General features: G+C 73.7%; 9 protein-coding genes and 1 tRNA gene. 9 read left to right on the top strand and 1 reads right to left on the bottom strand.

Features of this window, described 5'->3' with window-relative positions; all coding sequences use genetic code 11:
• Positions 1-163: 163 nt before the first annotated feature.
• The 6 genes from AB0947_RS12435 (at position 164) to AB0947_RS12460 (ending at position 7,707) form a co-directional block, all read left to right on the top strand.
• A complete protein-coding gene (locus AB0947_RS12435) occupies positions 164-1,057 on the top strand; it encodes an FAD binding domain-containing protein (RefSeq protein ID WP_366750314.1) in 894 nt (297 codons plus the stop codon).
• Positions 1,054-3,177, top strand: coding sequence for a 2Fe-2S iron-sulfur cluster-binding protein (locus AB0947_RS12440; RefSeq protein ID WP_366750315.1), 2,124 nt, complete (start codon positions 1,054-1,056; stop codon positions 3,175-3,177). The genes AB0947_RS12435 and AB0947_RS12440 overlap by 4 nt, the downstream gene beginning before the upstream one ends.
• Positions 3,174-5,483 (top strand): molybdopterin cofactor-binding domain-containing protein, encoded by a 2,310-nt coding sequence (locus AB0947_RS12445; RefSeq protein WP_366750316.1) that lies wholly within the window; start codon positions 3,174-3,176, stop codon positions 5,481-5,483. Before AB0947_RS12440 ends, AB0947_RS12445 begins: the two co-directional genes overlap by 4 nt.
• Positions 5,480-5,608: a hypothetical protein gene (locus AB0947_RS12450; RefSeq protein ID WP_366750317.1), complete on the top strand. Its 129-nt coding sequence runs from the start codon at positions 5,480-5,482 to the stop codon at positions 5,606-5,608. The genes AB0947_RS12445 and AB0947_RS12450 overlap by 4 nt, the downstream gene beginning before the upstream one ends.
• A 199-nt stretch (positions 5,609-5,807) precedes the next feature.
• Complete coding sequence (locus AB0947_RS12455; RefSeq protein WP_366750318.1) at positions 5,808-6,965, top strand: SUKH-4 family immunity protein; 1,158 nt, start codon at positions 5,808-5,810, stop codon at positions 6,963-6,965.
• Between the two features lie 175 nt (positions 6,966-7,140).
• Positions 7,141-7,707 (top strand): hypothetical protein, encoded by a 567-nt coding sequence (locus AB0947_RS12460; RefSeq protein WP_366750319.1) that lies wholly within the window; start codon positions 7,141-7,143, stop codon positions 7,705-7,707.
• A 130-nt stretch (positions 7,708-7,837) separates the two neighbouring features.
• Here the strand turns inward: AB0947_RS12460 and AB0947_RS12465 are convergent.
• A tRNA-Cys gene (locus AB0947_RS12465) sits at positions 7,838-7,909 on the bottom strand.
• Positions 7,910-8,086: 177 nt separating this feature from the next.
• Between AB0947_RS12465 and AB0947_RS12470 the strand changes: the two genes are divergently transcribed.
• The 3 genes from AB0947_RS12470 to AB0947_RS12480 all read left to right on the top strand — a co-directional run bounded on the left by AB0947_RS12470 (position 8,087) and on the right by AB0947_RS12480 (position 12,634).
• Positions 8,087-9,532, top strand: coding sequence for an MFS transporter (locus AB0947_RS12470; RefSeq protein ID WP_366750320.1), 1,446 nt, complete (start codon positions 8,087-8,089; stop codon positions 9,530-9,532).
• Between the two features lie 196 nt (positions 9,533-9,728).
• Positions 9,729-11,528, top strand: coding sequence for a DEAD/DEAH box helicase (locus AB0947_RS12475; protein WP_366750321.1), 1,800 nt, complete (start codon positions 9,729-9,731; stop codon positions 11,526-11,528).
• A 464-nt stretch (positions 11,529-11,992) separates the two neighbouring features.
• Positions 11,993-12,634 (top strand): helix-turn-helix domain-containing protein, encoded by a 642-nt coding sequence (locus AB0947_RS12480; protein ID WP_171155776.1) that lies wholly within the window; start codon positions 11,993-11,995, stop codon positions 12,632-12,634.
• The last annotated feature ends 555 nt before the right edge of the window (positions 12,635-13,189 follow it).

Below are 13,189 nucleotides of genomic sequence, written 5' to 3' on the forward strand. Positions count from 1 at the left end.
CGAAAACGGCCACCACCCTGGTGGGGTGGGCGAATGCCTCCTAGCGGACCCCTGCGTCCGGGCGTCGCGAAGATGTGCCAGAGTTGCGTCGTCCGCCCTGTCAGCACGTACCGTACGGCAACACAGGCGGGACCAGGTGGGGCAGCGGGAAGGGGCAGCCGGTTTGACCACGCACGCACCGCAGACGGCGCAGGCCGTCACCTTGCCCACGACACTGGACGAGGCCGTGGCGGCCCTGGCCGCCATGCCCACCGCCGTCCCCGTGGCGGGCGGCACCGACCTGATGGCCGCCGTCAACTCCGGCCAGCTCAGGCCCGCCGCGCTGGTGGGCCTCGGCCGGATCAGCGAGATCCGCGGCTGGCAGTACCAGGACGGCCACGCGCTGCTCGGCGCGGGCCTCACGCACGCGCGCATGGGCCGCCCCGACTTCGCGGCCCTGATCCCGGCGCTCGCCGCCGCCGCGCGCGCCGCGGGCCCGCCGCACATCCGCAACGCGGGCACCCTGGGCGGCAACATCGCCTCCGCCGCCCCCACCGGGGACGCGCTGCCGGTGCTGGCCGCCCTCGAAGCGACCCTGATCATCGCGGGCCCGGGCGGAGCCCGCCGGGAGATCCCGGTGTCGCACCTGCTGGCCGGCGTGGAGATGCTGCGCGGCGGCGAACTCATCGGCTACGTACGCGTACCGCTGCTGCACGCCCCGCAGGTCTTCCTGAAGGCGACCGGACGCACCGGACCGGGCCGCGCGCTCGCCTCCGTGGCGCTCGTCCTCGACCCGGCCCGGCGCGGCGTGCGCTGCGCCGTCGGAGCCATAGCGCCGATGCCGCTGCGGCCGCTGGAGGCCGAGCAGTGGGTCGCCCGGCTGATCGACTGGGACAACGACCGCGCCCTCGTCCCGGAGGCCCTGCAGGCCTTCGGCGAGTACGTCGCCGCGGCCTGCATCCCGGACCCGGCCCCCGAGCCCGACGGCTCGGTGACCCCGCTTCCGCCCGCCGTACTGCACCTGCGGCGCACTGTCGCCGCGCTGGCCCGACGAGCACTGGGGAGGGCGCTGTCGTGACCGACGACCAGCACGGAGAGGGCACGCCCCAGGGCGGCGGACGCTGGGACCCGCTGCCCCAGGGCGACTACGACGACGGCGCCACCGCCTTCGTCGAACTCCCCGAGGGCGGCATCGACGCCCTGCTGTCCGGCGACAGCCCGCTGGCCGCGCCCGGACACGGCTACGTGCCGCCGCGGATCACGGCCACGCACACCGACGGCACGCACACCGACGGCGCCCCGGGCACCTGGCCCGCGCCCGACGGCGGCGGCCCGTGGCCCGACCCGAACGCCACCCCGGCCCCGCCGCACGCCGCGGACGACCGGTTCACCTACCACCCCGCCGCCACCCAGCACTGGACCTACGAGGAGCCCGCGGCCCCGGCCGCCCCGGGGCACGACGTCACCGGGCAGTGGTCCATCCCCGTCGCCGGGGGCGACCTCCCCGACGAGTCGGGCGAGTTCACCACGTCCTCGCTGGCCGGGCAGTGGGGCGCCGCAGCGCCCGCCACACTGCCCGGCGGCGCGCCGGCCCCCTGGGCGACGGACGGCACGGGCCACGCGTACCCCTCCGGGGGCGAGCCGGTGGACGCCCCGGCGCCCGGCGCTCCGGACGCGTACGGCGTGGACGACGGGTACGGGCGCGAGGAGGCGTACGGCACCGAGCAGACGTACGGCGCGCAGGACGGGTACGGCGCCGCGGAGGCGTACGTTCCGCAGGACGGGTACGGGCACGGTCCGGGCGGTCGGGCGCAGGGCGGCCACGCCGGGGCCGGTCACCACGACGAGGCCGGCCACGACGGAGCGGGTCACCCGGACGCCGGTCACGTGCACGCCGGTCAGGACGAGGTTGGCCATGACGGAGCGGGTCACCCGGACGCCGGTCACGTGCACGCCGGTCAGGACGAGGGCGGCCACGAGGGAGCGGGTCACCCGGACGCCGGTCACGCCGGTGCCCCCGACGCCGACACGCCCGGCGCCACGGACGTGCCTGCCGAACCGGCCCCGCCCGCGCACGAACCGGCCCCGCCCGCGCACGAGTCGGCTCCGCCCGCGCACGAGCCGGCCGAGCCCGCCACGGCGCCGGAAGGCGACGTCCAGGGCGCCGCCGAGGCCCCTGAACGCCCCGCTGACGCCCCGGCGGACCCCGGGGACCCCGCGGGCCCGGCGACCGCGCCGGAGCCCGCCACGACGCCGGACACGGACGAGGCGGAGGCACCGGCGGACCCGGTCGTCTCCACGGCCCCCGACACGCCCGACTCCCCGCCGGCAGCCGCACCCGAGGGTGCCGTCGACGCGCCCGCGCCGGACGACCCCGCCGAAGGCACCGCGGCCGCGGAGGACGCCGAGGGGGCCGCCGTACCGCTCCCGCCGCACGACGACCACCCGCTCGCCTCCTACGTCCTGCGCGTCAACGGCACCGACCGCCCGGTCACCGACGCCTGGATCGGCGAGTCGCTGCTGTACGTGCTGCGCGAGCGGCTCGGCCTCGCGGGCGCCAAGGACGGCTGCTCGCAGGGCGAGTGCGGCGCCTGCAACGTGCAGGTCGACGGCCGCCTGGTGGCCTCCTGCCTGGTCCCGGCGGTCACCGCGGCCGGCAGCGAGGTGCGCACGGTCGAGGGACTGGCCGAGGACGGCCGGCCCTCCGACGTGCAGCGCGCGCTCGCCCGCTGCGGAGCCGTGCAGTGCGGGTTCTGCGTGCCCGGCATGGCGATGACCGTGCACGACCTGCTGGAGGGCAACCCCGCGCCGACCGAGCTGGAGACCCGGCAGGCCCTGTGCGGCAACCTGTGCCGGTGCTCGGGCTACCGGGGCGTCCTGGAGGCCGTCAAGGAGGTCGTCGCCGAGCGGGAGGCGGCCCACGCCGGCCCCGGGACGGACACGGACGAGGCCCGCATCCCGCACCAGGCGGGCCCCGGCTCCGGAGGCGTCCACCCGTCGGCCTTCGAGGCGCCCGGCGCGTTCGACCCCCCGCGGCGACAGGACACGCACGAGACGCCCGACCCGTACGGGACGCCGGACGCGTACGACACGCCCGACGCGTACGGCGGACGGGACCCGTACGACGCACCGGACCCGTACGGCACGCCGCCGGGACCGCACGACCAGCACTACGGCCAGGACGGAGGCCAGGCGTGAGCAACGAAGCCGGCACCGCGACCACCGCCGCGGAACCCGCCCCCGTGGCCGAGGAGCCGCCGCACGGCCTCGGCGCCTCCCTGCCGCACGCCGACGCCCGCGCCAAGACCGAGGGCACCTTCCCGTACGCGGCCGACCTGTGGGCCGAGGGCCTGCTGTGGGCGGCCGTGCTGCGCTCCCCGCACGCGCACGCGCGCATCGTCTCCATCGACACCACCCACGCGCGCGAGATGCCCGGCGTCCGCGCGGTCGTCACCCACGAGGACGTGCCCGGCACCCCGCGCCACGGCCGGGGCACACCCGACCGGCCGGTGTTCGCCTCCGAGGTCGTGCGCCACCACGGCGAGCCCATCGCGGCCGTGGCCGCCGACCACCCGGACACCGCGCGCATGGCCGCCGCCGCCGTCATCGTCGAGTACGAGGTGCTGGACCCGGTCACCGACCCGGAACAGGCCTTCGAGGCCGAGCCGTTGCACCCCGACGGCAACCTGATCCGGCACATCCCGCTGCACCACGGCGACCCGGAGGCGGCCGGCGAGGTGGTGGTCGAGGGCCTGTACCGCATCGGCCGCCAGGACCCGGCCCCGATCGGCGCCGAGGCCGGTCTCGCCGTACCGCGTCCGGACGGCGGGGTGGAGCTGTACCTGGCCTCCACCGACCCGCACACCGACCGCAACACCGCCGCCGCCTGCTACGGCCTGTCCCCCGACCGGGTGAAGATCGTCGTCACCGGGGTGCCCGGCGCCACGGCCGACCGCGAGGACCAGGGCTTCCAGCTCCCGCTCGGCCTGCTCGCCCTGAAGACCGGCTGCCCGGTGAAGCTGACGGCGACCCGCGAGGAGTCCTTCCTCGGCCACGCCCACCGGCACCCGACGCTGCTGCGCTACCGTCACCACGCCGACGCCGAGGGCAGGCTGGTGAAGGTCGAGGCGCAGATCCTGCTGGACGCGGGCGCGTACGCCGACACGTCCTCCGACGCCCTGGCCGCCGCCGTCTCCTTCGCGTGCGGCCCGTACGTCGTCCCCAACGCCTTCATCGAGGGCTGGGCCGTCCGCACCAACAACCCGCCCTCCGGCCACGTGCGCGGCGAGGGCGCCATGCAGGTGTGCGCCGCCTACGAGGCGCAGATGGACAAGCTGGCGAAGAAGCTGGGCCTCGACCCGGCCGAACTGCGCCTGCGCAACGCCCTCGCCACCGGAGACGTCCTCCCGATCGGCCAGACCGTGACCTGCCCGGCCCCGGTCGCCGAACTCCTCCAGGCGGTCCGGGACTTCCCGCTCCCGGCGCTGCCCAAGGACACCCCCGAGGAGGAGTGGCTGCTGCCCGGCGGCCCCGAGGGCGCGGGCGAGCCCGGCGCGGTGCGCCGGGGCGTCGGCTACGGCCTGGGCATGGTGCACATGCTCGGCGCGGAGGGCGCCGACGAGGTGTCGACCGCGACGGTCAAGGTCCACGACGGCATCGCGACCGTGCTGTGCGCGGCCGTGGAGACCGGCCAGGGCTTCACCACCCTGGCCCGGCAGATCGTCCAGGAGACCCTCGGCGTGGAGGAGGTCCACGTCGCCCCCGTCGACACCGACCAGCCGCCGGCCGGCGCGGGCTGCCGGGGCCGGCACACCTGGGTGTCCGGCGGCGCGGTGGAGCGGGCGGCCAAGATGGTCCGCACGCAGCTCCTCCAGCCGCTGGCGCACAAGTTCGGCATGTCCACCGAACTCCTCCAGATCACGGACGGCAAGATCACCTCGTACGACGGCGTGCTGTCGACCACCGTCGCGGAGGCGATGGAGGGCAAGGAGCTGTGGGCCACCGCCCAGTGCCGCCCGCATCCGACCGAGCCCCTGGACGCCGCCGGACAGGGCGACGCCTTCGTCGGCCTCGCCTTCTGCGCGATCCGCGCGGTGGTGGACGTCGACGTCGAGCTGGGCTCGGTCCGGGTCGTGGAGCTGGCGGTCGCCCAGGACGTGGGCCGGGTGCTCAACCCGGCCCAGCTGGCCGCGCGCATCGAGGCGGGCGTCACCCAGGGCGTGGGCATCGCCCTCACCGAGAACCTCCGCACGCCCCGCGGTCTCGTCCGCCATCCCGACCTGACCGGCTACGCCCTGCCGACCGCCCTGGACGCCCCCGACATCCGGATCGTCAAACTGGTGGAGGAACGGGACGTGGTGGCCCCCTTCGGCGCCAAGTCCGTCAGCGCGGTGCCGGTGGTGACGGCCCCGGCGGCCATCGCCTCCGCCGTCCGCGCCGCCACCGGCCGCCCGGTCAACCGCCTCCCGATCCGCCCGCAGGCGGCGGTGGTGACGGACCGGTGAGCACACCGCCGCCCGAGGAGCCGCGCTACGAACCCGCGCCCGGCGTGGGCAAGTTGTTCCTGTGGGTCCTGCTGTTCGTGGTCGCGGCACTGGCCGTGGTCCTGGGCGGGATCTACTTCACCTGAGGGACCCGGCCCGGCGAACGGAGCCGTCCCGCTCTTTTCCGCGCACGCGCAACGGTCCCGGCTCGCCGGGCGTCCTCCCTCGTGAAGGCCGTTGTCAGTGGGGCGGCGTAATCTGCTCGGCAGTGGGGGGCACCTGCCCGCGGGCGGCGTACGACGGGGTACGCGGACCTGCCACGCACCGGGAGATCGCGGGGGAGCGATGAGCACGACGGACGCCGAGGTTCCGGCGATCACGCTGAGCGAGGCGGAACTGGACCGCTACGTCACGCACGCGCCGACGCGCGGCCTCCTCACGGGCGCCGGACTGCCCGCGGAGAACACCCTGCTGACCTTCTCCCCGCTGCGCACGCACGGCCTGCGCACCCTCGCCGACGCCGCCGACGGCCCCTTCCACCTGGCGGAGGAACTGCGCGGACGCCTGGTCATAGGCGAACTGCTCACCCCGGCCGGCCTGGAGCGCCGGTCGATCCTGCTCGACGGCGCCACGGGCGAGCTGACGACGGCCTACCTCGTCGACCCGTCCGAGCCGCGCCCCTTCGCGCCGTCCCTGAACACGCTGCTGCGCTTCGCCGCGGTCACCGAGGAACTGGCGGGGCTGCGCGGCCGGTTCGCCTCCCTGGCGGGACAGTACGGCCCCGGGACCGTCACCGAGGCCTCCCGCCGGCTGCTCACCCTCTTGGAGGAGGGCACGGACGGCGAGGTCCCGACGTACTGGAAGGCGGCGGCCCTGATCCGCCCGCTCTCCCTCATCGCCGGCCCCGGCACCGCATCGGGCCTCACCCTGGACGTCCCCGCGCGCGTCCTGGACCAGCAGTTCGGGCACGGCAGGGTGCTCCGCTTCGAGGAGGTCGACTTCCCGAAGACGCTCACCCACGAGCCGACCCGCCGCTTCCTGAGCGAGACGGGACTGCCGGAGAAGGCGGTCCTCTTCCACGCCGACACGGACGTCCCGCTCCCCACGCTCCGCGAGTACTTCACCCAGGAACGCCCCGAGTACCCCCTCGCCGAGCTCCCGGCCCACTGCGACCACCTGATCCGCCTCGGCCACCTCCCGGAGGACACCAGCCTGGTGGTCGACGGCCGGACGGGCGCGGTCCTCACCTTCAGCGAGCCCGAGGCGGCCCTGCACCCCCTCAACAGCGACGTCTCCACCCTGGCCGTCACCCTGTGGCTCATCCACCACGAGCGCACGATCGACGCCCACCTGGGCCACGAACTGTCCACCCACGCCTACGACCACCTGGTCGCCCTGATGATCGACACCCTCCACGCGATCGACCCGACGGGCACCGCCCCGGAAACGACCTGGCACTACTGGACGAACCTGTTCCATGACGAGACGGGCGGGGTGTTCTGAGCCGGCCTTCCCTTCAAGGACTGCCCACACGTAGCCCGTGGCGCATGCTGTGCTTCTGAACCGTCGCCATTGTCCACGCTATTGCCCGCTTGTCGTGTTCGGGTGGATGAGGCGTGGGTGCAGTGGGATACTGGGGCTTGGAGCCTTCTTCGCTCAACGCTTGTAGCGAAGAGAGATGATCAGAGTGTCTTTTCCGCATGTTTCCCGCTCGGCAACTTATCCGAAGCAGTTGGCCATCTGGTTCCTCGTGCCGGGGCTTGCGCTCTTCGCCGTGTTGGTTGCCTACATCACGTACGGAGCTCTGTCTGATCAGCTGAATGCCGCGATCGTGGCGGCGATTGGGGTAATCGCGATCACATTCCTGGGCTTCGCACACGCTGGACCTATCCAGGAGATAACAACTGGCCTGGAAGGTATGAGGGTCAAGTTCAGAGGTCTGCAAGACCAGGTGGACATCCTGAGGCTGGTCGTGCGCGGTCTCGTTACCAGGTACATGCTCTCGCATCTGCGGAAGCTCGCAGATCTCGAGGCAGATTATGTGCGCTTCGAATGGTCCATGTTCAGAGAGTTGGATCATCTTGAGAACATCGGCTACGTGACGCCAAGCGATCAGCGTGGACTGCAGGCGATAGTGGATGATCACGGACAGCCCGGCAGTGAATTCCACCTCAAGGACTACTTGCGAATTACGTCAGACGGGTTGGAGTATCTCGAGGCCTGGGCGCAGGTGTCCAAGAAATAGGGCGTACAGCTCACGGGTGTTGGCTCGGTCAGGCCACAGGGCGAGGTCCGGGCGCGACTGTCTGCGGGTAAGCAAAGGGGCTGCATCCCCGCAGGGTGCAGCCCTCCTGCTTTTCCTGGTCAAGCGGTAGAGGCCGTGGCGGGAATCGAACCCACGTAACTCGCTTTGCAGGCGAGTCCCTAAACCACTCGGGCACACGGCCGTGTTCGTGAGAAGAACGTACGGGGCGGGGCGTGAGGGGTACAAGGGGAGCGGAGGCGCTGCAACGGGACTGCCATGTGCCGTTCACGAAGCGGGGCGGGACGTACGACCAACGGCCTAGCGGGGGTCGGACTCCTGACAGGGGCCAAAGTCGGTTGTGGGCCTTACTCTGTCGCACATGAGTGCCCTTGGATCCCGTGAGCCCGATGTCCTCGATCCGCCCGCCGAGCAGGACGGCGGTGTGCTGAGCAGGGCGTACCGGGCGCTGAGTGTCGGGATCGTGTCCGTCGTGGTGCTCATCGCGTTCGAGGCGACGGCCGTGGGGACCGCCATGCCGGTCGCCGCGCGGGAACTGGACGGACTGGCGCTGTACGCGTTCGCCTTCTCCGGGTACTTCACCACCAGCCTCTTCGGAATGGTGCTCGCCGGGCAGTGGTCCGACCGGCGCGGTCCGCTCGGAGCGCTGACGACCGGCATCGCGGCCTTCGCGGTGGGGCTCGTCGTCGCCGGGACCGCGCAGGTCATGTGGACGTTCATCCTGGGCCGGGCCGTGCAGGGGCTCGGCGGCGGGCTGGTCATCGTCGCGTTGTACGTCGTCGTGGGACGCGCCTACCCGGAGCGGCTGCGGCCCGCGATCATGGCCTCCTTCGCCGCCGGCTGGGTCGTCCCCTCGATCGTCGGCCCCCTCGCCTCCGGCGCCGTCACCGAGCACCTCGGCTGGCGCTGGGTCTTCCTCGGCATCCCGGTCCTCGTCGTGTTCCCGCTCGCCCTCGCCCTGCCCCAGATACGGCGGCGGGCGGCCGGCCCGGTGGACGCGCAGGCCGGCGCCGGCTCCTTCGACCGGCGGCGGATCCGGCTCGCGTTCGGGATCTCCCTGGGCGCCGGGCTCCTCCAGTACGCGGCCCAGGACCTGCGGCCCCTGGCCCTCGTCCCGGGACTGGCGGGAGCGGCCCTGCTGGTGCCCGCCGTGCTCGGACTGCTGCCCCGCGGCACCTACCGGGCCGCCCGCGGCCTGCCCTGTGTCGTGCTGCTGCGCGGGCTGGCCGCGGGGTCCTTCATCGCCGCCGAGTCCTTCGTGCCGCTGATGCTGGTCACCCAGCGCGGGCTGTCCCCGACGCTCGCCGGGTTCTCGCTGGCGGCGGGCGGCGGGACGTGGGCGCTGGGCTCGTTCGTGCAGTCCCGGCCGCGCCTGGCGCCGTACCGGGAGCGGCTGATGACCGTGGGGATGGTGCTGGTCGCCGTCGCGATCGTCACCGCGCCGAGCGTGCTCCTGCACTCCGTGCCCGTGTGGACCGTGGCCGTCGCCTGGGGCATCGGCTGCTTCGGGATGGGCCTGGTGATCTCCTCCACCAGCGTGCTGCTGCTCCAGCTGTCCGCCCCGGAGGAGGCCGGCGCCAACTCCGCCGCGCTGCAGATCTCCGACGCCCTGTCCAACGTCGTGCTCCTGGCGGCCACCGGCGCGGCCTTCGCGGCCCTGGGCGGCGGCAGCACCGCGGCCGGCACGGGGTCCGGTGGCGGGCATCCCGCCGCCTTCGCCGCCGTCTTCCTGCCGATGGCGGCGGTGGCGGTGGCGGGAGCCTGGGTGACCACACGACTGCGGGGCCGGCCGGCGCCGGCGCGGTGACAGGGGCGGGGGACACCTGCGCGAACCCCTGCGCGGAGACAGGGGCGGGGGACGGTGGTGGGCCGGTGGCTGCCGCGGGCTTGTGACGTCGCTCCCACCCGCGGGCGAGGCGGGGTCGTCCGCGCGTTGAGCGGAGGGCGGCGCCGGTAGGGTGGCCCGGTTGTCATACGTAGCCGCCCTACCCCGCTCGGAGACCGTGACTACCACCGCCGCCTCGCCCGCTTCCTCCCACCACCTCTCGCCCGCCTTCCCGGGCCGGGCCCCCTGGGGTACCGCCAGCAAGCTGCGCGCCTGGCAGCAGGGGGCGATGGAGAAGTACGTCCAGGAGCAGCCGCGTGACTTCCTCGCCGTCGCCACGCCCGGCGCCGGCAAGACGACCTTCGCCCTGACGCTGGCCTCGTGGCTGCTGCACCACCACGTCGTACAACAGGTGACCGTGGTCGCGCCGACCGAGCACCTGAAGAAGCAGTGGGCCGAGGCCGCGGCCCGGATAGGGATCAAGCTCGACCCCGAGTACAGCGCGGGCCCGCTCGGCAGGGAGTACGACGGCGTGGCCGTGACGTACGCCGGTGTCGGCGTGCGCCCGATGCTGCACCGCAACCGGGTCGAGCAGCGCAAGACCCTGGTGATCCTGGACGAGATCCACCACGCCGGCGACTCCAAGTCCTGGGGCGAGGCCTGTCTGGAGGCGTTCGAACCGGCGACGCGGCGCCTCGCGCTGACCGGTACGCCGTTCCGGTCCGACACCAACCCCATCCCCTTCGTGACCTACGAGGAGGGGGCGGACGGAATCCGCCGGTCCGCCGCCGACTACACGTACGGCTACGGGTCGGCGCTGTCGGACGGGGTCGTCCGGCCGGTGATCTTCCTCTCCTACAGCGGCAACATGCGCTGGCGGACCAAGGCCGGCGACGAGGTCGCCGCGCGGCTCGGCGAGCCGATGACCAAGGACGCGATCAGCCAGGCCTGGCGTACGGCCCTCGACCCGCGCGGCGACTGGATGCCGAGCGTGCTGCGCGCCGCCGACCAGCGGCTGACCGAGGTCCGCAAGGCCATCCCGGACGCGGGCGCGCTCGTCATCGCCTCGGACCAGGACTCCGCGCGCGCGTACGCCAAGCTCATCCGGGAGATCACCGGGACGAAGGCGACGCTCGTCCTCTCGGACGACGCCGGCGCCTCGAAGAGGATCGACGAGTTCAGCGCGAGCGACGAGCGGTGGATGGTCGCCGTGCGGATGGTGTCCGAGGGGGTCGACGTACCGCGGCTCGCGGTGGGCGTGTACGCGACGACCATCTCGACCCCGTTGTTCTTCGCGCAGGCCGTCGGGCGCTTCGTGCGGTCCCGGCGGCGCGGCGAGACCGCGTCCGTGTTCCTGCCGACCGTGCCCGACCTGCTGACCTTCGCCAACGAGATGGAGAAGGAGCGGGACCACGCCCTCGACAAGCCGAAGAAGGAGGGCGAGGAGGACCCGTACGCCGAATCCGAGAAGGAGATGGAGGAGGCGAACAAGCAGCAGGACGAGGACACCGGCGAACAGGACATGCTGCCGTTCGAGGCGCTGGAGTCCGATGCCGTGTTCGACCGCGTGCTGTACGACGGCGCCGAGTTCGGCATGCAGGCGCACCCCGGCAGCGAGGAGGAGCAGGACTACCTGGGGATCCCGGGGCTGCTGGAGCCCGAGCAGGTGCAGTTGCTGCTGCAGAAGCGGCAGGCCCGGCAGATCGCGCACAGCCGGAAGAAGCCGGACACCGAGGCCGACCTGCTGGAGCTGCCCGCCGAGCGGCGGCCGGTGGTCACGCACAAGGAGCTGATGGAGCTGCGCAAGCAGCTGAACACGCTGGTCGGCGCGTACGTCCACCAGAGCGGGAAGCCGCACGGGGTGATCCACACCGAGCTGCGGCGGGTGTGCGGGGGGCCGCCGAGCGCGGAGGCCACGGCGGGACAGTTGCGGCAGCGGATCGAGAAGGTGCGGGAGTGGGCTACGCGCATGCGGTGACGCTGCGCTGGGCTTGGGGGGTTGGTTGTCTGCCCGCCCGCCCACCCGACTCGGTCCGCCGGGAGGGCACCGCCCAGGGGCTCCGCCCCGGACCCCGGAGGGGTGGGTGGGCGGCTCGGGTGGGTGGCTCGCTTCGCGGTGGGGTGCGGGGTGCAAGGGTGCCGTGCGTCGGTGTCGGTGCGGATCTTCGTGTGTGCGTATCCGGACGAATGCAGGCAGGCCGGATCTGGGCTTGCCCGGATTCTGGACGAAGACTTCCGCTCAGCGAACCGGCTTCGCTACTGTCCCGCTACGCACACGCCCCGTGGCAGCGCCGCCGCGGAGCGCAGCCGTGAAGCGACTAGGTCCGGGAGCCGCCGGGCCGTCCTGCCGATCGGCGGCCTCTGAAGCGCGTCGCCGACGGGACTCGGTGACGCATCCGCCGAACAGGGGGCGCCGACCTCACCGCCGAAGGAGTGGGCGTCGTGACCGCGGAGACCTCTCAGACGCTCGACCGGGGACTGCGCGTCCTCAAGCTGCTGGCCGACACCGACCACGGGCTGACCGTCACCGAGTTGTCCACCAAACTGGGCGTGAACCGGACCGTGGTGTACCGGTTGCTCGCGACGCTGGAGCAGCACGCGCTCGTACGGCGTGATCTGGGCGGGCGAGCCCGGGTCGGACTGGGCGTGCTGCGGCTCGGACGGCAGGTGCATCCGCTGGTACGGGAGGCCGCGCTGCCCGCGTTGCGGTCGCTCGCGGAGGACATCGGGGCGACGGCGCACCTCACGCTCGTGGACGGGTCCGAGGCGCTGGCCGTCGCGGTGGTGGAGCCCACCTGGACGGACTACCACGTGGCCTACCGGGCCGGGTTCCGGCATCCGCTGGACCGGGGCGCGGCCGGCAAGGCGATCCTCTCCGCACGGCAGTCGCCGTCCTCCGACCCCGGGTACACGCTCACGCACGGGGAGCTGGAGGCGGGGGCGAGCGGAGCCGCGGCACCCCTGGTCGGGGTGACGGGCGTCGAGGGCAGTGTGGGCGTGGTGATGCTCGCGGACGCCGTGCCGGAACGGGTGGGCGCGCGCGTGATGGAGGCGGCGCGGGAAGTCGCGGAAGCGTTGCGCTGAGCCCGGCCGAGTGCGGCGAGGGGCCGTCTCTCTGGCCTCCCTTCCCACTTCCCTCCCATCCGCCCCCGACCCTTGGCCAGGCGGGACCGGCACCTGGCACGGCGGGGCTCGTACGCGTCGTGACGGGACCCGTACGCAGAAGGGCACCTCTACGCACCGCACACCTGGCACTCCGATCCGGTCCGGCGGGACGCGCACCCGGTCCGGCGGAGCCCGCATCCGGCCTGGCGGGACGCGCATCCGGTCTGGCGGAGCCGGCATCCGGCCTGGCGGGACGCGCATCCGGTCTGGCGGAGCCGGCATCCGGCCTGGCGGGACGCGCACCCGGTCCGGCGGAGCCCGCATCCGGCCTGGCGGGACGCGCACCCGGTCCGGCGGAGCCCGCATCCGGCCCGGCGGGACTCGCATCCGGCCTGGCGGGACTCCGATCCGGCCCGGCGGAGCCCGCATCCGGTCCGGCGGGACCCGCATCCGGCCTGGCGGGACGCGCACCCGGTCCGGCGGAGCCCGCATCCGGCCTGGCGGGACGCGCACCCGGTCCGGCGGAGCCCGCAT

The organism is Streptomyces sp. NPDC047841 (genome assembly GCF_040704085.1).
GTDB lineage: Bacteria > Actinomycetota > Actinomycetes > Streptomycetales > Streptomycetaceae > Streptomyces > Streptomyces argyrophylli.

Coding starts and splice junctions, on each gene's coding strand:
- AB0947_RS12455 (WP_366750318.1), top strand. CDS start 5,808: ATGAGCACGACGGACGCCGAGGTTCCGGCGATCACGCTGAGCGAGGCG.
- AB0947_RS12460 (WP_366750319.1), top strand. CDS start 7,141: ATGATCAGAGTGTCTTTTCCGCATGTTTCCCGCTCGGCAACTTATCCG.
- AB0947_RS12470 (WP_366750320.1), top strand. CDS start 8,087: ATGAGTGCCCTTGGATCCCGTGAGCCCGATGTCCTCGATCCGCCCGCC.